The sequence below is a fragment of the Lacibacter sp. H375 genome (assembly GCF_037892425.1).
In the GTDB taxonomy this organism is placed as follows: Bacteria; Bacteroidota; Bacteroidia; order Chitinophagales; family Chitinophagaceae; genus Lacibacter.
Genome location: NZ_JBBKTT010000001.1, coordinates 750,548 through 770,874, shown reverse-complemented (window position 1 = coordinate 770,874; position 20,327 = coordinate 750,548). Strand labels below are relative to the sequence as shown.

General features: G+C 40.2%; 17 protein-coding genes and 2 tRNA genes. 11 read left to right on the top strand and 8 right to left on the bottom strand.

Features of this window, described 5'->3' with window-relative positions:
• The first annotated feature begins 31 nt into the window (after window positions 1-31).
• From WG954_RS03380 to WG954_RS03345, 8 genes are all read left to right on the top strand, one after another.
• A complete protein-coding gene (locus tag WG954_RS03380) occupies window positions 32-1,495 on the top strand; it encodes a vanadium-dependent haloperoxidase (RefSeq protein ID WP_340433680.1) in 1,464 nt (487 codons plus the stop codon).
• Window positions 1,496-1,517: 22 nt separating this feature from the next.
• Window positions 1,518-4,871, top strand: a complete 3,354-nt coding sequence (locus WG954_RS03375; protein ID WP_340433678.1) for a VCBS repeat-containing protein — start codon at window positions 1,518-1,520, stop codon at window positions 4,869-4,871.
• Between the two features lie 63 nt (window positions 4,872-4,934).
• Entirely contained in the window at window positions 4,935-7,010 is a 2,076-nt protein-coding gene (locus WG954_RS03370; protein ID WP_340433677.1) for a thioredoxin domain-containing protein, read from the top strand.
• A gap of 662 nt (window positions 7,011-7,672) precedes the next feature.
• The gene (locus WG954_RS03365; RefSeq protein ID WP_340433676.1) at window positions 7,673-8,911 is read left to right on the top strand and encodes a glycoside hydrolase family 30 protein; all 1,239 of its coding nucleotides are present in this window, start codon (window positions 7,673-7,675) and stop codon (window positions 8,909-8,911) included.
• Between the two features lie 169 nt (window positions 8,912-9,080).
• Window positions 9,081-10,559, top strand: a complete 1,479-nt coding sequence (locus WG954_RS03360) for a xylulokinase (protein ID WP_340433675.1) — start codon at window positions 9,081-9,083, stop codon at window positions 10,557-10,559.
• A gap of 54 nt (window positions 10,560-10,613) precedes the next feature.
• On the top strand, window positions 10,614-11,942 hold the full coding sequence (gene xylA / locus WG954_RS03355) for a xylose isomerase (RefSeq protein WP_340433673.1): 1,329 nt from the start codon (window positions 10,614-10,616) through the stop codon (window positions 11,940-11,942).
• A 96-nt stretch (window positions 11,943-12,038) separates the two neighbouring features.
• Window positions 12,039-13,202 (top strand): mannonate dehydratase, encoded by a 1,164-nt coding sequence (gene uxuA, locus WG954_RS03350; RefSeq protein WP_340433671.1) that lies wholly within the window; start codon window positions 12,039-12,041, stop codon window positions 13,200-13,202.
• 122 nt (window positions 13,203-13,324) lie between these two features.
• The gene (locus WG954_RS03345) at window positions 13,325-14,341 is read left to right on the top strand and encodes a helix-turn-helix transcriptional regulator (RefSeq protein ID WP_340433670.1); all 1,017 of its coding nucleotides are present in this window, start codon (window positions 13,325-13,327) and stop codon (window positions 14,339-14,341) included.
• Between the two features lie 81 nt (window positions 14,342-14,422).
• On the opposite strand, the gene WG954_RS03340 is transcribed toward WG954_RS03345, so the two are convergent.
• Entirely contained in the window at window positions 14,423-14,908 is a 486-nt protein-coding gene (locus tag WG954_RS03340) for a thermonuclease family protein (RefSeq protein WP_340433669.1), read from the bottom strand.
• 17 nt (window positions 14,909-14,925) lie between these two features.
• Window positions 14,926-15,363: a hypothetical protein gene (locus tag WG954_RS03335; protein ID WP_340433667.1), complete on the bottom strand. Its 438-nt coding sequence runs from the start codon at window positions 15,361-15,363 to the stop codon at window positions 14,926-14,928.
• A gap of 184 nt (window positions 15,364-15,547) precedes the next feature.
• Here WG954_RS03335 and WG954_RS03330 point away from each other — a divergent pair, with 184 nt between their 5' ends.
• Complete coding sequence (locus WG954_RS03330; RefSeq protein ID WP_340433665.1) at window positions 15,548-16,096, top strand: DUF2975 domain-containing protein; 549 nt, start codon at window positions 15,548-15,550, stop codon at window positions 16,094-16,096.
• A gap of 3 nt (window positions 16,097-16,099) precedes the next feature.
• Window positions 16,100-16,306: a helix-turn-helix domain-containing protein gene (locus WG954_RS03325; protein ID WP_340433663.1), complete on the top strand. Its 207-nt coding sequence runs from the start codon at window positions 16,100-16,102 to the stop codon at window positions 16,304-16,306.
• Window positions 16,307-16,359: 53 nt separating this feature from the next.
• Here WG954_RS03325 and WG954_RS03320 read toward each other — a convergent pair.
• The 5 genes from WG954_RS03320 to WG954_RS03300 form a co-directional block, all read right to left on the bottom strand.
• Window positions 16,360-16,433: transfer RNA gene (locus WG954_RS03320), tRNA-Asn, on the bottom strand.
• A 71-nt stretch (window positions 16,434-16,504) separates the two neighbouring features.
• Complete coding sequence (locus tag WG954_RS03315) at window positions 16,505-16,867, bottom strand: Rieske (2Fe-2S) protein (protein WP_340433661.1); 363 nt, start codon at window positions 16,865-16,867, stop codon at window positions 16,505-16,507.
• Window positions 16,867-18,057 (bottom strand): GTPase HflX, encoded by a 1,191-nt coding sequence (hflX, locus tag WG954_RS03310; protein WP_340433659.1) that lies wholly within the window; start codon window positions 18,055-18,057, stop codon window positions 16,867-16,869. The genes WG954_RS03315 and hflX overlap by 1 nt, the downstream gene beginning before the upstream one ends.
• A 104-nt stretch (window positions 18,058-18,161) precedes the next feature.
• Entirely contained in the window at window positions 18,162-18,905 is a 744-nt protein-coding gene (locus tag WG954_RS03305; protein WP_340433657.1) for an outer membrane beta-barrel protein, read from the bottom strand.
• Between the two features lie 147 nt (window positions 18,906-19,052).
• Window positions 19,053-19,126, bottom strand: a tRNA-Ile gene (locus WG954_RS03300).
• 34 nt (window positions 19,127-19,160) lie between these two features.
• Between WG954_RS03300 and WG954_RS03295 the strand changes: the two genes are divergently transcribed.
• Complete coding sequence (locus WG954_RS03295) at window positions 19,161-19,886, top strand: HAD family hydrolase (RefSeq protein ID WP_340433655.1); 726 nt, start codon at window positions 19,161-19,163, stop codon at window positions 19,884-19,886.
• Window positions 19,887-19,950: 64 nt separating this feature from the next.
• Here WG954_RS03295 and WG954_RS03290 read toward each other — a convergent pair whose 3' ends face one another.
• Window positions 19,951-20,187 (bottom strand): hypothetical protein, encoded by a 237-nt coding sequence (locus WG954_RS03290; RefSeq protein WP_340433653.1) that lies wholly within the window; start codon window positions 20,185-20,187, stop codon window positions 19,951-19,953.
• Window positions 20,188-20,327: the final 140 nt, after the last annotated feature.

Here is a 20,327-nt window from a genome sequence, read left to right as displayed (position 1 = left end):
CCAAAAATTTTACTTTAATTGTATTGTTATTATGAAGGGTAAGAGTCGCTATATCCAACTTTTTATTCTTGTTGTTGCTCTCTGTTCCTGCAGCGGCAATAACAAACAACTTACAGAAGAACCAAGAGGTGCCAATAACAGAGCCTACCAATGGGGTAAAATCTCATTAGAAGCAACTGCCAATGATACCGAAACATTTCGGCCACGTCCTACTGTTACTTCACGTATGCTTGGTCTTGTTTGGACGGCCGTATTCGATGCTTGGTCGAGGTATGATGAAAAGGCACGTCCTTTGTACCTGCAACAAGTGGAACGTGTACCACAAGAAAAACGGACAATAAAGAACAAGGAAATTGCGATCAGCTATGCAGCCTACCGAGCTATGCTGCAATATTTTTACAGCGATTCAGTGATGCTTCGCAACAAGATGAAAGAATTTGGTTTAGATCCTGATAATAATTCGACAGATCCAACTACACCCGAAGGTATTGGCAACCTTGCTGCCAAAACAGTTATTGAAGCAAGATTGAACGATGGCTCCAACCAAACAGGAACTATGCCCGGCTCTAATGGAAAAGTCTACTCCGACTACACAGGTTATATGCCCGTTAACAGTGCTGATACACTCATCGATATTAAACGCTGGCAACCAAAATATTTTGCAGATGGTAAGGGTGGCAAATTTGCTCCCGCCTGTTTAACGCCCCACTGGGGTAAAGTAAAGCCGTTGTTATTAGATTCGGGCAGTCAGTTCCGATGCCAGCCTCCACCCGCTATCGGTTCGGCGCAATTGGAAAAGGAGGTGAAAGAAGTAGTGGAATTACAGGCTGCACTTACCAACGAGCAAAAAGCGTTGGTGGAATTTATGCGTGACGGACCGAAATCAGTTCAACAGGCAGGGCACTGGCTCATATTTGCACAAGATGTTTCGGTACGTGATAACCATACATTAGATCAGGATGTAAAAATGTATTTTGCTGTTGAAGCTGCAGCAATGGATGGATTCATTGCTTGCTGGGATACAAAAATGGAATACGATTTTGCACGGCCTTACACGCTGGTACATTATTATTTTAAAGATAAAACAATCAAAGGTTGGGGTGGTCCAGACAAAGGAATGATTGAAATACCGGGGCAAGAATGGAGACCCTATTCGCCCGAAACATTTTTATGTCCGCCTTTCCCAAGTTATATTTCAGGTCATAGTACTATTAGTGGTGCTTGTGCTGAAATTCTGCGGCTCTTTACCGGTAGCGATAAATTTGGAGTGGAAGTAAAACGTAAGCCGGGCGAAATGACTGAACCGGATCGAGTGGGAGCTGAAGTAACTTTGTCATTTCCCACATTTACTGAAACGGCGAATATGGCCGGTCTTTCAAGAGTGTTGGGTGGATATCATATTCAATGTGAAAATGAAGAAGGATTGAAATTGGGAAGAAATGTTGCAGCACTGGTGTGGCAGAAATATTTATACCACACCGGCGAAAAAAACTGAATACGAAGAAAAACGAAATAAGATGGCAAAAAAAACTGTACTCGCATGCACTGCTTTTATCATCGGCATGTGCATGTTCGTCCTTTCAACCGGATGTAAAGAAAAAAACACTACGGGAGATACGACTGTTACATCTTCTGTTGATCCTGTTTTCAATAAAGTGAATACATCGGAAAGCGGCATCAGTTTTACCAACATGGTAGAAGAAAATTACCATCGTAATTATTTCGACACGTTTGCGTATGTGTACAATGGTGCCGGTGTTGCCACAGCAGATGTGAACAACGATGGATTGATGGATATTTACTTTACAGGAAATGAAGTGCCCAACAAACTATACCTCAACCAAGGTGGAATGAAGTTTAAAGACATTACAACTACCGCAAATGTGGATGGCGGTAAGGGTTGGGATAACGGTGTAACCTTCGTTGATATCAACAGCGATGGTTTCATGGACATCTATGTTTGCAGAGGTGGCTATAAGGATACTGATGAAGAACGGAGAAACCTGTTGTTCGTCAACAACGGTGATCTCACATTTAAAGAAGAGGCAAAAAAATACGGACTGGACGATAAGAGTTATTCGATCCATGCTGCTTTCTTTGATATGGATAATGATAATGACCTGGACATGTATCTCACCAATCGTCCCGATTCATTCTACTTAGGTCTTTCACGAATGGTATCCGGCAAACGAAACCCTCCGGATCTTTGCAGGGATAAATTGTACCGGAATGATAATGGCAAGTTTACTGAAATTGGGAAACAGGCGGGTATCAGAAATAATTTCGGATATGCATTGTCGGTAGTTACTGCCGACCTCAATAACGATGGATGGGAAGATATTTTTGTTTCCAACGATTATGCTGATAATGATTATATCTACATCAATCAAAAAAACGGAACGTTTAAAGATGAAGTGAAATCGATGACCAATCATCTTTCGCTGTTTTCCATGGGCGCCGATATTGCCGATCTCAACAACGATGGTTTTGAAGATATTCTGGTGATGGAAATGTTGCCTGAAAATTATAAGCGTTCCAAAGTTTCCATGCCACGTATGGATGTGCAGGGATTTTGGGCCATTGTTGACAGCGGTTTTCATAAACAATACATGCACAATGTACTTCACCTGAATCATGGCAATGGCTTTTTCAGTGATGTATCGCAAATGGCTGGTATTTCTAAAACAGAATGGAGCTGGTCTACACTTGCATCTGACTTTGACAATGATGGATACCGGGATATTTTTGTTGCCAATGGTTACCGACGTGATTTGTTCGATGGTGACATTCAGCAAAAGCAGGAAATGTATATCCGAGCAAACATGAGCAAGTACAACTCTTCCGAAGAAATGTTCTCAAAAGGATTTAAAGAGTATATGTCGATCTATGATCCCATTAAAGTGCGGAACTATCTTTTCAAAAATAATGGCGGACTAAAATTTGAAAATGTATCCGAAGCATGGGGCTTCAAAGACAGTACATTTTCAAACGGAGCTGCAGTTGCTGATTTTGATAATGATGGTGATCTCGATCTTGTGATCAATAATCTTGATGGAGAATCTGATCTGTACGAGAATGTAACTGATAAGAAAAATAATTACCTGCGTTTGAAGCTGGAAGGTCCGGCACAAAACAGAGATGGTATTGGAGCAAAAATATCTTTGTATTACGAAGGCAAGCTGCAACAATTCTTTCAACAAAAAACAGTGCGGGGATATCTTTCGTCAAACGATCCTGTAGTTCATTTTGGCGTTGGCAAAACTGCTAAGATTGATAGTGCAGTAATTGTATGGCCCGATGGAAAATCAAACAGCTTGCAAAATCTTACCACGAATCAGGTTGTAAAAGTAAATTATCAACAGGCCGTTCAATCAGGTAATCATCGTTATGTGTACGATCCTTTATTTGCTGAAGTAACCAATCAATTTCTTTCAACTCCATTTCTACATACAGAAAATAAACTGGATGAATATGTTGACCAGGTATTACTTCCGCATGAATTCAGCCGCAGTGGTCCCTTTGTTGCAAAGGGTGATGTAAATGCTGATGGCACAGAAGATTTTTTTATTGGTGGAGCAAAAGATCAATCAGGCAGTTTGTATTTGCAGTTAAATGGAGCGTTCGTAAAACAAACTGTTGCTGCGTTTGAAGCAGATAAGAAGTATGAAGACATGGGTACTTTACTGTTTGATGCAGACGGTGATAAAGATCTGGATCTTTATGTTGTAAGCGGTGGCAGTGAATTTAATGAAGGTTCCGGCATGTATCAGGATCGATTGTATATCAATGATGGCAAAGGAAATTTCACAAAATCAGTTTTACCTGCCACTATCAGCAGCGGATCATGTGTAGTTGCTTTTGATGTTGATGGTGATAGCGATCTTGATTTGTTCAGAGGTGGAGAAGTAATGGCACATAAATATCCTTATCCGCCAACAAGTTATTTGTTGATCAACGAAAAAGGAAAGTTTGTTGACAAGACAAACGAAGTGGCACCGGATCTGATGAATATCGGAATGGTTAAATCAGCGATTGGTGCCGATTTAAATGGCGATAAAAAAGCCGAATTAATATTGGCCGGCGAATGGATGCCTGTTAAAGTATTTGAATACACAAAAGGAAAAATGAAAGATGTTTCCGGCAACTTCGGCGTTGATCAAACAGCAGGTTGGTGGAACAAACTGGTAGCAGATGATATTGATGGTGATGGTGATCTTGATTTAATTGCGGGTAACCTTGGAGAAAATTATAAGTTCCAGGCTAGTATTGAAAAACCATTTGAAGTGTATGCAAAAGATTTTGATGGCAATGGTACCAACGATATTTTTCTTGCCAAGCATCTGAGCAATAAAATGGTTCCGATACGTGGAAGAGAATGTACATCGCAACAATGCCCGATGATCACAGAAAAATTTCCAACTTATTTATCATTTGCAGAAAGTGATCTCACAGGGATTTTAGGTGACGAAGCTTTAAAATCGGCTCTGCATCACCAGGCTCATCTTTTTTCTACAGTTGTATTTGTGAACGAAAAAGGAAAGTTCACAGCAAAGAAGTTGCCGATGGAGGCACAGCTATCAACCGTAAACGGCATCATTGTAAAAGATTTTGATGGCGATGGCATTAAAGACATCCTGATGGCAGGAAATAAATTTGATGTGGAAGTGGAAACTACTCCTGCAGATGCTTCACCCGGTGTTTTTCTGAAAGGTTTAGGCAACAACGAATTCAAAAGTTACATGCCAATGCAAAGTGGATTTTTTGTACCTTATAATGTAAAGGATATTCAGTTGATCAATGCAGGAAACCGCTCCGCCATTCTTGTAAGTTCAAACAATGACCGCCTGCGTGTTTTTGAAAAGCGCAACTAATTGAATTATTTCATGCTTGCAAAAACAAACAAAGAGTTGTGTAGAAATTTGTGTTATGGGATCATGCTTTTGTTATTGTTTGTATCAGGTTGTACAGATCTGCAAAAGAAGCAAACACAAAACCGTTTGCAATATGCGTCAAGTCCTTACCTGAAAGAGCATGCAGACAATCCTGTTGACTGGTATGAATGGGGCGATGAAGCACTCGCCAAAGCAAAACAGGAAAACAAACCTTTATTGATCAGTATTGGCTATGCATCCTGCCACTGGTGTCATGTAATGGAACGTGAAACCTTTATGGATACTGCAGTTGCCAGAGTAATGAACGAGTCGTTTGTGTGCATCAAAGTAGACAGGGAAGAACGTCCCGATCTTGATAATATTTACATGCATGCTTGTCAACTGTTGAATAATGGAGAAGCAGGTTGGCCACTCAATGCATTTGCACTTCCTGACGGCAAACCTTTTTTTGCAGGCACCTATTATACAAAAGATACCTGGCTTACACTACTCCAACAAATCAGCGATAGTTATAAGAATAAAAATAGCAAAGTTGTGTTGCAGGCAAATTCGCTTACCTATGGTATTATTGACAGCGATAGTCTTCTGTTTAAAGATGTAACAACAACAGATCGGGGAAACAATACTGGTTACCAGGCGATGTTTCAAAAAGCGATTGATCAAATTGATCTTGTTAACGGAGGTCTGCAAGGAAAGCAAAAATTCCCCACTCCTTCTGTTTGGGAATTCTTATTGCAATACCATTATCTCACGGGTGATACATCAGCATTAAAAACTGCAACGACCACACTTGAAAAAATGGCATTGGGTGGATTGTATGATCATCTTGGTGGTGGGTTTGCCCGTTACAGTACTGATAGTTTATGGCGTGTTCCTCATTTTGAAAAAATGTTGTACGACAATGGCCAGTTGATCAGCCTGTATGCACATGCCTATCAATTGACCAACGATGAATTTTATAAAACTGTTTTTACAGAAACGATTGACTTCATAGACCGGGAACTTACATCGCCTGCCGGAGGTTTTTACAGTTCGCTAAATGCAGAAACAGATGGCGACGAAGGTGCATTTTATGCATGGAGCTATGATGCGTTTGTAAAAACAACCGGCAAAGAAAATGCCGCATCCATTGCTGCTTATTATCATGTACAGCCACAGGGAAATTGGGAAAAGAAACGAAACATAGTTTACACAACTCACCGGCCGGCTGCATTTGCAATTGCCAACAACATCAATGTGGTTGATTTTACTACCCTGCTGACTAAAACCCGGCAGGCATTGTTTGCAGAACGGAATAAACGAAAGAAGCCTGCAGTTGATGATAAAATTCTAACCTCCTGGAATGCCATTATGCTCAAAGCATATCTCGATGCATTTGCAGCAACAGGCAACGAAACCTATTTGCAGAAAGCAATTACAAATGCTGAGTTCCTCGAAAAAAATATGTTGGCAAAAGACGGACGCTTGCTTCGTAGTTATAAAGATGGCAAAGCTTCGGTCGATGCTTTTTTGGATGACTATGCATGGTTGGCATCTGCCTATTTAAAATTATATCAGGTTACGTTTAACAAACATTGGCTCATGCAGGCAAAATTGATCACCGATTATTCGTTGGATCATTTTTATGACGCATCATCAGGCATGTTTTTTTATACAGCTGCAAATACTACAAACCTGGTTGTACGGAAAATTGATATTCAGGATCACGTGATTCCTTCATCCAATGCAGTAATGGCCGGCGTTCTTCATTCGCTTGCTACATTTTTATCTGACAGTAACTACCTGAACAAAAGCACACGCATGCTAACTGTTGCCGCAGGAAAAATGAATGAGCAACCCACCTATCATGCTCAATGGTGTTCATTGTCGGGGTTGATGACTTACGGAACATATGAAGTAGCTGTAATGGGCAGCGAAGCACAAACCCGGAATCGTGAGTTGCAGAAAAAATATTTACCCGATTGCCTGTTTATGGGTTCAGTAAACGAAGAGAACCTCCCCTTGCTGCAAGATAAACTACAGGCCAATAAAACGATGATCTATGTATGTACCAATGCCACCTGCAAACTTCCGGTGGAGAGTGTGGCGAACGCCTGGAATCAGATCAAACGAAATTAGGTAGTATAAACAGGAGTCGAAAGCAGTAGTATTTTGTTTTGCGCAAAGCGGCCAGCCGCCCTGCATAAATCTTATGGAATATTGGTGGCAGCCCAAGCCCCAACGGTGAAGAGTTCAATAAAATTTAAACAAAATGCAATCGGTTGCATTTTAAGAAAATTTTCCTACATTAGCTTTCAAATAGGTCCTGCCAAATGTCCCTGTTGGTTGTTTTTACCCTTTACTGGTGCGAATTTTCGCCAAATGTTGTCGACGAATAAGTGGTTGAATGATGTTAAAAACAACGTAGCAAAAATTGTAAGCAATTGGAAAAGTAATCTGTTTTGTGTAGGGAATTGTGCAATCGATTACATTTTTGAATTTCTTCATTTCACGGATTTAGGCTTTTACTCAACATCAGTGCGTTTTATGATAGAATTGATTGTTTTGCCAGCACCACTTGCCATACCGTCTCGGCAATCTTTGTGTATTCAGAAAAGCTGTTGCTGTTTCACGGATATTTTATCTGAATGGAACAGTAAACATTCGCATGCAATGCAACTCCTTCACATTTCTTCTGCCTGATGATTTTTTTATAACAACACTCACAACAAATTTTAATTGACTATTTCAACTTCTTCAAATAGGTATTCGCCAAAACACAGCTTACAAACTTACTTTTCATGACTACCAAGAAAATTTTTCCACTTCTGTTTTTGGTTCTGCTTTCCTGCAAGAAGGGTGAGAATAAAAATACAACTCCAGTTATCGCTACACTTGATGCTTCTGCTACTGTTCTTGTCAATGAAAATAAGCAGGTGATTCAGGGGTTTGGTTGTGCAACAGTTTTTACACCGCCTAATACGAGTGCATTAACGTCAGAAGAGTTTGACCGATTGTTCGGTTCAGCAAACGGACAAGTAGGATTGAATATTCTCAGAATAAGAATAGCTTCTGATGATGCCTGGAGAGCAACCGAACTGAACTACGCAAAAGCGGCCATACAACGTGGAGCAATTATTCTTGCCAGTCCGTGGAGCCCGCCTGCCCGTATGAAAACAAACAACAGCATTATCAGTGGCAAACTGATTCCGGATAGTGCGGCTGCTTACGCAAAATACCTGAATGATTTTGCGCTGTATATGGCGAACAATGGTGCTCCTCTGTATGCAGTGTCTGTTCAAAACGAACCAGATTGGGATACGAATTATGAAAGTTGTGTATGGACAGGAACGGAAATGAGAGATTTTTTAAAGAACCACGGCGCTGCTGTTACTGCTACAAAATTAATGGCGCCCGAACTGGTGAATAACAATCAAACCTATATCAACACAATTTTATCCGACAATGCTGCAGTGGCCAACCTTGATATTTTTGGCACCCATATTTATGGCGGTGGCATTATTGATAATCCGCAGATCAGAAGTAAAGGCAAGGAGATCTGGATGACAGAACATCTGGATACGCTTTCAACCTATCCATCGGGTATTACTACCGCTGTTGAAATACATGATTGTTTGACAAAAGCAAATTTCAACGCTTATATCTGGTGGTATGGTAAACGTTTTTACGGACCCATCGGACAGGATGGACTTGTTACACGTCGTGGGTATATCATTTCGCATTTTGCAAGGTTCATTAAACCCGGTGCAGTAAGAGTAGGCATTTCGGCAAATTCAAGATTGGATGTATTGCTGTCGGCCTATAAAAACGGATCGAAAAAAGTGATAGTGGCCATCAATGTAGGCTCTTACAATGTGAAACAGAAAATTGCATTTGAAGGAGCTTCTGCGGCTTCATTTGTTCCATATGTAACCACCCCAACTAAGAACGTTGAGCAAGGTGCAGCTGTAACATCAACCGGTAATAGTTTTGAATTTACGTTACCGCCTAACAGTGTGGTGACCTTGGTTGAGCAATAATATATTTGATAATAATGAAAAAATATATCTGGAGTAAACGAATATCGAGATAGGGTAGTAATAAAGCAAAATTATAATCATGTTAGTTTGTTTAGGGTCATAATCAACAATCGGGGGAGTGTATCTTCATTCCCCCCTCTTTTAAAAATTGAAAAATGTACATTTGAATATGTTGTTATTAGGAATTGATATCGGTACTTCGTCTATTAAAGTTTCAGTTGTTGATGCACAAACGCAACAGCGTATTGTGTCGGTAAGTTACCCCGAAACAGAAACAGAAATCATTTCAAAACAAGCGGGCTGGGCAGAACAAAACCCCGGCACATGGTGGGAACACACACAGCAGGCAATTTTGAAAGCAAACGCAACAAAGAAATACGATCCAACAGTTATTTCGGCAATTGGTATTTCTTACCAGATGCATGGCCTAGTTGTAGTTGATAAAAACAATCAATTACTACGTGACAGTATTATCTGGTGCGATAGTCGTGCAGTGGAAATAGGTAACCAGGCATTTGATGCCATTGGTCCGTCAAAATCATTACAACATTTGTTAAACTCGCCGGGTAATTTCACAGCAAGTAAACTTGCCTGGGTAAAACAACATGAACCTGCTGTTTATGAGCAGATCGATAAAGTGATGTTACCGGGCGATTATATTGCTTTGCAATTAACAGGTTCATCAACAACAAGTATATCTGCTTTATCAGAAGGAGTGTTCTGGGATTTTGTAAACAATGAAATTTCAGAAGATGTGTTCAGTTATTATGGATTTAGTAAATCAGTTATTCCGGAAGTAAAGGATGTGTTTACAGAACATGGTCAACTATCAGCAGTAAATGCATCAACCCTTGGATTAAAACCAGGCATCCCTGTTACTTACAAGGCAGGTGATCAACCAAACAATGCATTGTCGTTAAACGTACTCGAAGCAGGCGAAGTTGCTGCAACAGCAGGAACAAGTGGCGTGATCTATGGCGTTAGTGATGAATTAACCTTTGATCCCCAATCACGTATCAACAGTTTTGCACACGTAAATCATACCGCTGCACAAAAAAGAATCGGCGTATTGCTTTGCATCAACGGTACAGGCATCTTAAATCGCTGGGTAAAAAATACAACTGGTAATCAATCATATCAACAAATGAATGAAGCAGCAGCATCTGTTTCTATTGGCAGTGATGGGTTATTTATTCTTCCTTTCGGTAATGGTGCTGAACGAATGCTGGAAAATAAAATTGCCGGTGCACATGTACAACAACTTGATCTGAACATGCATACCAATGCACATCTTTACAGGGCATCACAAGAAGGTATTGCATTTGCATTCCGCTATGGATTAGATATTATGCGGGAGAATAAAATGAATCCTTCAGTAATCCGTGCAGGCAAAGCCAATATGTTTTTGAGTGATGTATTTACCAAAGCGTTTGTGAACACATTAAATATACCGGTGGAATTGCATAATTGTGATGGAAGTGTTGGCGCTGCTCTTGGCGCCGGTATAGGTGCAGGCATTTACGCCAATGCAAAAGAAGCATTTACAAATGCAAAACCTCTGGCCGTAATTGAGCCGGATGATACAGTAAAACAATATGATGCTCTGTATAACAAATGGAATGAGTTGTTACAAAAGCAACTCGGGTAAGTAACAGAGCTATTTTAATAACAGAGCTGACAACAGCAGATAAAAAAACAACCAATGACAGTAGTAACAGGACAAACCGAATTTTTCAAAGGTATTCCTCAAATTAAATTTGAAGGAACAGGAACTGATAACCCATTAGCATTTCGCTGGTACGATGAGAACAGGATCGTAGCAGGAAAGAGCATGAAAGAGTGGTTACGATTTGCATGTGCTTATTGGCACAGCTTTGTAGGTAGTGGCGCCGATCCGTTTGGCGAACCCACGCATATTTTCCCATGGGACTCGAAGAGCGATGCAGTTGAGCGTGCAAAAGATAAAGCAGATGCTGCATTTGAATTCATCACCAAATTAAATCTGCCTTATTATTGTTTTCATGATGTGGACGTGGTAGATTATACCAACGACATCAATGAAAATGATCGCAGACTTCAGGCATTAACCCAATACCTAGGCGAGAAGCAGGCAGCAAGTGGTGTAAAGCTTTTATGGGGTACAGCCAACCTGTTCTCAAACAGGCGTTATATGAACGGTGCTGCAACCAATCCCGATTTTCATGTGCTTACTCACGGTGCAGCACAGGTGAAAGCAGCGTTGGATGCAACCATTGCATTGGGCGGTGAGAACTATGTATTCTGGGGCGGACGTGAAGGGTATATGAGTTTGCTCAACACAAACATGAAGCGTGAAAAAGAACATCTTGCAGGTTTCCTTCATGCAGCAAAAGATTATGCACGCAAAAATGGTTTTAAAGGAACGTTCTTTATTGAACCAAAACCTTGTGAGCCAAGCAAGCATCAGTACGATTATGATTGCGAAACAGTGATCGGCTTCCTTCGTCAGTATGATTTATTGAACGATTTCAAAATTAATATTGAAGTAAATCATGCAACATTAGCCGGTCATACATTCCAGCATGAATTACAGGTTGCTGCTGATGCAGGTATGCTGGGTTCAATGGATGCAAACCGTGGCGATTACCAGAACGGTTGGGATACAGATCAGTTCCCGAATAATGTAAATGAATTGGTGGAAGCCATGTTGGTTGTTGTTGAAGCTGGTGGTCTTGCAGGTGGCGGTATCAACTTCGATGCGAAGATCCGCAGAAACAGCACCGATGCTGAAGATCTTTTTCATGCACATATCGGCGGTATGGATACATTTGCCCGTTCACTCATTATTGCGGATGAAATTCTACAGAAATCCGATTACAAAAAAATAAGAAAAGATCGATATGCTTCTTTTGATAGTGGTAAAGGAAAAGAATTTGAAGAGGGTAAGCTGTCGTTGGAAGATCTGCGTGCTTATGCATTAGAGAGTGGTGAGCCTGCTGTTCGCAGTGGCAAACAGGAATACCTGGAGAATATTGTGAACCGGTTTATTTAATAATAAATGGCTTGGAACTTGCTTACAATAAGAAGTAAAATTTTTATTGTAAGCATTTTTATTTCCGCAAAGTACATTTGCACAAACGAATGAATTATGTTGATGCATCAAACCATGCGCTGGTACGGGCCAAATGATCCGGTAAGTTTAGCTGATATCAGGCAAGCCGGTTGTGCCGGTGTTGTTACTGCACTTCATCATGTACCAGTTGGTGATATATGGACAACCGATGAGATTTTGTTACGCAAACAAATGATCGAGGAAGCAGGAATGACCTGGACGGTGATTGAAAGTTTGCCGGTGAGTGATGATATAAAAAGGCAATCGGGCAATTACATGTACCACATTGAGAATTATAAAATAAGTCTGCGTAATGTAGCGTCATGTGGTTTAAAAGTGGTGACCTATAATTTTATGCCCGTGCTTGATTGGTTGCGTACAGATATTGCATACCCGATGGTTGATGGCAGTACAGCTCTTTATTTCAACCGTCTTGATTATGTGATCTTCGATTTATTTTTATTGCAACGCCCCGATGCTATTGCGGATTATTCTGAGGAAGAAATTGTAAGAGCGAATGAACGTTTTGGTGCGATGGATAAAGAGCAACGTACAAAGCTCTTCAGCAATATGATGTTGGGCCTACCGGGCAGTGATGATGCGTTTACTCCGGAACAGGTATTATCAGAGTTAAAAAAATACGAAGGCATTGATGTTGCAAAACTCAAAGAACATTTATATTATTTTTTGGAACAGGTTGTTCCGGTAGCAGAGGAATGTGGTTTAAAGATGGCGATACACCCGGATGACCCTCCCTATTCTGTATTGGGCTTACCACGTATTATGAGTACAGAACAGGATGCTGCTGATCTGTTGGCGGCTGTTCCATCACCTGCAAATGGATTATGTTTCTGCACTGGTTCATTTGGTGCAAGAAAGGATAATAATATTCCAGAGATGTTGAAACGCTTTGGTGATCATATTCACTTTCTTCATTTGCGTAATACCAAGCGTGATGAGGAAGGAAATTTTTATGAAGCCGATCATTTAGGTGGTGATACAGATATGTTTGAGGTAATCAAAGAAGTTGTGTTGCTGCAACGCAGAAGAAATATTTCTATCCCGATGCGCCCGGATCATGGGCACCAGATGCTTGACGATCTTAAAAAGAAAACATATCCCGGCTATTCTGCTATTGGTCGACTGAAAGGCTTGGCTGAGTTAAGAGGAGTAGAGTATGCGTTAGATAAAGCACTTTAATAATTACCACTGAGACACAGATTACACAGAGAGATAATTCCGCTGTGTCTTTGTGTCTCTGTGGTTTATACCCCTCCCATCAAATAAAAGCTTCTTACTTTCGGTGAAAGAATCAGCGAAGTATGCCTGTTAATAAAAGTGCCGCTATCCGTTATCGCATCATCGATCGTTGTTTGCGTAACCGGCAACATAAATATCCCACAAAAGAATATATCCGTCAGCGATGCATGGAAGAATTGTATGGTGATATGGCAGATGATATTTCTGTATCAACTATTGAAAAAGATATTGTTGCCATGCGTGAAGATGCAGGGCTTGGTTATTTTGCTCCAATCAAATATGACCGTTTAAACAAAGGCTATTTTTATACGGATGAAGAGTACAGTATTGATGGCATGTCGTTGAATGAAGATGAAAGTGAAGCATTACGAAGTGCTGCACATACGTTGAGTTTATTCGCTGATGTTCCTTTGTTTGAAAACCTGAAGGAAGCCATTGAAAAGATCAACACACGTTTATCGCTTTCAGGAAATTTGGAAGATCCTTCCATTAATCAGTACGTACAGTTTGAAAAACCGGTTATACAAAAAGGTAAAGATTGGATCAAACCATTGTACGAAGCTATTGTCAATCGTTTACCTGTTACGTTTACCTATTTCAATATTTATAAGAATGAAACACGCACACACGAACTGGATCCTTACCTGTTGAAAGAGGTTCGTAACAAATGGTATCTCATTGGCTGGACAAATAAGCATAACAACTTTACCACGTATGCTCTCGACCGCATTACAGGTTTAGAAAAGGGAGTAAAAGCATTCAAGTATCGCCGTGATTTTAACCCGGATGATTTCTTTAAATATTCAACCGGCATTATGGAGGGGCCCAAACCGAAAGAGAAAGTAGTGCTGGAAGTATATGGTCCCGCTTCACGTATGTTGCAGGTGAGTCCTATGCATCATACCCAACAGATCATCAAAGAAGCAAATGATAAATTAGTTGTTGAACTTGAAGTAACAGTAACAGAAGAATTCATCCACCAGTTACTTGGTATCTGTAATGAAATGAAAGTGATAAGGCCTGCAACACTGAAGAAGCGTATGAAAGAAGAGTTGCAGAAAGCGATGGGGTATTATTAAGCTTTTTCATAAAGAGTAGAGGATGCAGGGAAGAAACTTGGTTATCTGTTTTCATCAGTCTTATCTGTGTCATCGTTGTTTCTATATCTTCTTCCTCCAATCCCAAGGCGCAACAGGATTTGCTAAACTCCACAAACCAATTTTTTGTTTTCGGGCAAGCAACTCTGCATTGGCTAATTCTTTATTCGATGAATATTTTAGAAAATGCCAGGCCATTCCCCTTACAATCATTTCTTTATTGATCCACAATTTTTGCTGCGTATAAATGTCGGCGATCTTTCGTTTGTTACGATCTGTATCTGTTACCACAACCGTTAACTGTTGACCGTTGCATAACTGACCCAGTAAATGTTTTGATGCATTGGAAAAATCCTGTTTCTTTTCAGGCGCATCAATACCCGCCAAACGAATACGATGCGTTGTTGTTCCAACTAAAAGATCGAAAGTATCTCCATCAATAATGCGAACAGCTTTTCCTTTTAATTTGTAAACAGGTGGGGGTGCAGAGGCCAACAACGGCAACAGCATAAAAGAAAGCAAAACCAAACGGAGCATATAATTATTCATTCAACTGCTTAAACGACTTAACTGATCTTTTGTTTTTGCAGAAATGCAAACGAAGTAAGTTTTACTGAGTGCTGTTGTTCACGAATATTCCACTTCTTACAAAAACCAACCGGAACAAGAATAGCATAAGAACAATCAATAAAGAATTGTACAAACAACGCATCGCCTTCTCTACGTTTCGGCATGGTGAATGTTTTGCTGATGGTTCCTGTTGCATCAACCAAGATCACCTCTACATCAAAACTATATCCAAACCATACCGCAGTTTGCTGATCAACTCCGGGAAAATGTAATACCAACGGTTTGCGAAACTGGAACTGGTTACGGTAATTGAGCGATTGATAAATTTCAGCAGAGGTTATTGCTTCTTCGGCCTCAATGGGCGAATAATGCTGGCGACCTTCGCAAATACTGAAGTAACATTTGTTGCTGAATGGAAATGATAGCTGTTGCATAATCTGTTCTTTAATACTGTAAAAGAACAAACTCACTTTGCAGCCTATTTGCGGAGCAAAAAAAGACGAAAACCAGGCACAAGTGTCAAGGAACAAGCGGAATAAATTTTGTGATATTTTATAAATATTTATTGTTTATCAATAAATATTTATCTATTTTTGTGCTTCAGTAAAAAATAATTTTATGTCAATTAAAACAGATTACATCTTAAAAGCGCTGAACGTGCTATCATGGATCGTGTTTATAGGCCTTTGTCTTGATGCGGGCATCTTTATCGTTTACACTGTCCTTAAACTTATGCTTGAACCTGAACAGGCGGCAAAAATGTGGAAGGAGGTTGACCTGACAGCCGTGTACAATTACAGTGAGAGCTATTTTGTTACGCTTACATCCCTCATCATTATTGCTACAATATTAAAGGCCTTAATGTTTTATGTGATCATAAAGTTCTTTTATCATAAGAACTTCAACTTGTCGAAGCCTTTTAATGAAACAACAAAACGATTTGTGTTAAACCTGGGCTACCTGTCGCTTGGGATCGCTTTCTTCTCATCTTGGGGAACTGGATTTGTTGAAGGGCTGACGCAAAAGGGAGTAAGCATACCCGACCTGCGTTACATGCGTTTGGCTGGTGCGGATGTGTGGTGGTTTATGGGAATTGTTTTGTTCGTGATCGCCTTTATATTCAAAAAAGGGATAGAGATCCAAAATGAAAACGAATTAACTGTATAACCTATGGCAATAATTGTAAACCTTGATGTGATGATGGCCAAACGCAAAATGAGTTTGAACGAACTTTCTGATAAAGTTGGTTTAACCTTGGCCAATCTATCCATCCTCAAAACAGGAAAAGCAAAAGCCATTCGTTTTAGTACGCTGGAAACCATTTGTAAAGTGCTTGAGTGCCAGCCGGGAGATATACTGGAGTATAGAGATGAATAGGTTTTCTGGTGATAATACAAATAAAAAGGCCCCGCATTTCTGCGAGGCTTTTGCTCCCCCTTCAGGACTTGAACCTGAGACCCTCTGATTAACAGTCAGATGCTCTAACCAACTGAGCTAAGGAGGAATACTTCCCCTTTCGGGGTTGCAAAAATAGGGGAATTTGGTTTTTTACACTCTATTTCTGTATAACTTTTTTTACTTAAAAAAGCTGAAGAACGAATTCTCTTCCAACCCGATATAAATACCGTCGCTTCTTGTTTCAATGGGATAGGTTTTGAGAAAGTATCCTTCACCACTTGTATTGCGGCCATTCTGCAAACTGTATTTGTAACGGTGGAGCGGACAAACAATATTACCCAACGCATCAATAAAACCATCTGCCAGATGGCCTCCCGCATGCGGACATTTATGCGCACATGCCAGTACCTGCTCCCCATGTTTGGCAATGCAGATGGTTTTGCCTTTTACATTGATCTCACAAAGATTATTTTCCTGCCAGAAAAAATCGTTGACTGCTTCCCCGATCTTCACCCAACTGTATTTCTTTTCAGCAGCCATTAATACAGAAATTCTGTTTTGTAAGGATAACGTATTTTATAATTTGTTCGAACCTGGTCAAGCAACCGGTCACGAAGCTCAGGGATATTTCTTTTTTCTGTTGCTGCAATAAACACACAGTTGCCCTGCGTCTCGTTTTCCCAACGTTCTTTCAATTCCTTTAGAATGGTTTCTTTTATATCATCGCCGAGCCATTCATCGAAATGCTTTTCTTCGTACAGATCCATTTTGTTGAAAATGGTAATAACAGGTTTATCATGACATTTCAAATCCTGGAGCGTTTTGTTCACCACATTCATTTGCTCTTCGTATTGCGGATGCGAAATATCCACTACATGCAATAGCACATCACTTTCACGCACTTCATCAAGCGTACTTTTAAAACTTTCAACGAGATGGTGTGGTAATTTTCTAATGAATCCTACTGTATCACTTAATAAAAAAGGAGTGTTTTCAAACACCACTTTGCTTGTAGTTGTATCAAGTGTTGCAAACAATTTATTTTCTGCAAACACATCCCGTTTACTGAGAATGTTCATGAGTGTGCTTTTACCAACGTTGGTATAACCAACTAATGCCACACGAATAAATTCACCACGGTCTTTACGTTGTGTGAATGCCTGTTTATCTATTTCAGCTAAACGTTTGCGGAGTAAGGAGATCTTATCTTTTACTATACGACGATCGGTTTCAATTTCTGTTTCACCCGGACCTCTTGTACCCACACCACCACCTTGCCGTTCAAGGTGTTTCCACATGCCTTTCAACCTGGGCAATATGTATTGGTATTGTGCAAGCTCAACTTGCGTTTTAGCTTGTGCTGTTTTTGCACGGCGGGCAAAAATATCGAGGATGAGATCACTTCGATCGATAGTGTAAATGCCTACTTCTTTTTCAATATTCATGATCTGGGCACCGGTAAGTTCATCATCAAATATCACCAAGGTAATATCATGACCCTGCACATAGTTTTTGATCTCTTCCAGTTTTCCTTTCCCTACAAATGTTTTACTATCAGGACGGGGCAGTTTCTGCATAAACCGCTTAATGGTTACAGCACCGGCCGTTTCGGCAAGAAATGCCAATTCGTCCATGTACTCCTGCACCTGTAATTCTGTTTGTCCTTTTTGCACTACGCCAACAATAATGGCCCGCTCTTCCTGTTGTATTTCCTGTTTACGTTCAATCACTTTATAAAAAATTCAAAGGCAAAGGTAATTGAACTTCTCTGCCATGGGTAAAGAAAAAAGCGTGACGGAGTCCGCCACGCTTTCAAATTTCTTTTAGGATTGAATTACAATCCTGTTAAGGTAAGACCAAAAGTTACAGGACGGATCTGGTTAGGCCCTTGTCCTTCTTTAATAAAATCATTCAACTGGTACTGACCAAAGATGGCGAAGTTGCCCATGCCGATTCTGGCAGTAGCTGCCAAACGCAACGTATTGAAATGTTTTTTGTCTTTTTCTTTTAATACATATGCAACATTACCGTTGGCATCAGATGTAAATCTTGTTTTATCGTTGGCACTGATTAATGTACCCACTTTCACACCCAATGCAAATTTTAAACTCTTGTTAGGTTGTGTGGGATCAACCATAAAACGCAATTCAACCGGTGCTTCAAGATAAACTGTAGCCAGTTTCATTGATTTGTATTTATTCAAAGTGTCTTTCCCCTGGTGAGGTGCAAACTGGAATGAATTACCGTTAATGATGTTGAGGTTGCGGCCTGCATTCTTGTCGAAATACATATTATCGGCACCAACACCTGCACCTAAACCAACGCTGAAACGTGGATCAGTTTTAAAAGGGAAGTCGAATGAGAAATATGCATTCACTGTTCTGGCCAAACCTTTTGTAGCAATGCTATCAGGTTTTTGCAGCCAAGTGAGATAACCTATTTGAAAAATGAGATGATCTTTCGGACGGTTGCCAAGACTTACTTTTGACCAGTCTTTCTTTTTCTTCTTTTCTGTTTCCTGGGCCGACAATGAAAAGCCGGTGGCGAGGATGAGCGTAAACAGTATTAGTTTCTTCATAATTTGTAAAGAGGCAAATGTATTTGCTTATCGGTTAAGCAAAGGTTAAAGCCATTTTAAGATAAAGCCGGGAAGACGGAAAGGCGAGAAGTATCTTTAAGTTCAACTCTTTTCCCGTCTTTCTGCCTTACCGGCATTTATTATTCGTGGATCCTGTAGGATTTGAACCTACGACCCTCTGATTATGAGTCAGATGCTCTAACCGACTGAGCTAAGGATCCGGCCTTTTGGGCGGGGGCAAAGATAGAAAAATCGATGTATCGTGCTGCTATAATTTCAAGAGATATTTTTTGGCCATCAAAAGAAAGAAATTCCGCTGCTGATTCATCATTTGAAACAGTCTTGTTTCTTTGCAGTATGCAACAAACAAAAGCGATCATATTCGATCTTGGTGGTGTATTGCTCGATATCGATTTCAAATTGAGCGAAAAGGCCTTTGCTGAGCTGGGCGTTACCAACTTTTCCGATTTTTTCAACCAGTTTCACAGTAATGATCTGTTCCGTCGATTAGAAACAGGAATGGAGGATCATTTGTTTTATGATGATCTGCGTACAGCAACCGGTTTATCATTAAGTGACGAACAGATAAGGGATGCATGGAATGCATTGTTGCTCGATTTCAGACCTGAAAGTGTTGCTGTATTACCTCAGTTAAGAGAAAAGTATGAAATATACTTACTCAGTAATACCAATGAAATTCATTTGCAGGAATTTCAGCGAAGGTATGAGGCATGGAGGCCCGGGCAGGTGTTTGATGATTTGTTTGATGCGGCTTATTATTCGCACCGCATCGGGCATCGCAAACCAAATGCCTCCGCTTTTGAATTTGTATTACAGAAACATGGGTTAATTGCTGCAGAAACAATATTTATCGACGATAGTATCAATAATATTGAAGCAGCTCAACAGCTGGGTTTACAAACAATTCATTTGCAGGCGGGGATGAAAGTGGAAGAACTGGGGCTGATGTCTGATTTATGATGCAGGACGTAGGATTTATTCTTGAACCTTGTTCCTTGTCTCTTGTGCCTTGGATTTTTACTTATCATTTGACTTCTTCAAACTCAATATAATCATCTTCTTTAGGAGTGAGCGGTTCCTTTACAGGTTGAGGGCGTTGTGCAGCAGCCTGTTGCTGTTGTTGTTCCTGCATACGTGCCTGAAATTCGTTCATCTTGCTTTTCATATCACGTGCAGCCCTTGTTACAGGAATAACAAATCTGAAAATAAAACGGAACACAAAATAGATCAGGAGTCCGTAGAGTAAATAACGTAGTAACATGATGCTGCAAAGATAAATTAAACCGCTTCGCTTTGTGTGAAGATTCCCCTAAAGCTTGCCGCTGAATACAGGCTGAAAAAAATTTTTCCATTACCCTGTATTCTCTTACATTTGCGGTCGGATAAAAGAAACAGTGGAAG